Raw genomic sequence first — 591 nt, 5'->3', positions numbered from 1 at the left:
GCTGGCGACCTGCGCGCAAAAGAGCAAGGATGCCGGCGCCTATCGCAGCGCGCTCGCCATGCTGGTGGCTTATCACCCGAGCCCCGCGTACTGGGAGGAAATGGTCTCGGCGATTCGCGGCAGCCCCGGTTACCTGTCGTCGCTCGACCTCGACATCTACCGATTGCGCCGGGCGGCGGGCTCGCTGACGACGGCCGACGCCTATATGGAGATGACGCAGCTCGCGCTGGTGGCGGGCACGCCGGCCGAAGGCCGGCAGGTGATCGACCAGGGGTTCGCGTCCGGCGTGCTGGGCAAGGACGCGCAGGCGGACCGCGAGAAACGGCTGCGGGCGCTGGCCGACAAGCGCGCGCAGTCGGGCGCGGACGCTGCCGATCCGGTGGCGCCGATCGACGCGGGCATGAATCTGGTGTTTGCGGGCCACGCGGCGCAGGGGCTGTCGATGATGGAGCAGGCGATCGCGAAGGGCGGGCTCGAGCATCCCGATGTGGCGCGGCTGCGGCTCGGCGAAGCGTACTACGTGGCGGGCGAGAAGGCGCATGCGGTCCAGGTGCTGCGGACGGTGAAGGGTACCGACGGATCGGGGGATCT

The 591-nt window shown here is 70.4% G+C and carries 1 pseudogene; it reads left to right on the top strand.

The features are described 5' to 3' along the window. A pseudogene (locus JMF90_RS39640) lies at positions 1–591 on the top strand (hypothetical protein); the annotation flags it as partial.

Origin of the sequence: Burkholderia sp. E168m23, assembly GCF_016586125.1 — a bacterium.
Classification (GTDB): Bacteria; Pseudomonadota; Gammaproteobacteria; order Burkholderiales; family Burkholderiaceae; genus Burkholderia; species Burkholderia orbicola.
The sequence above is the reverse complement of the archived record's forward strand: the minus strand, read 5'-3'. Positions and strand labels throughout refer to the sequence as shown.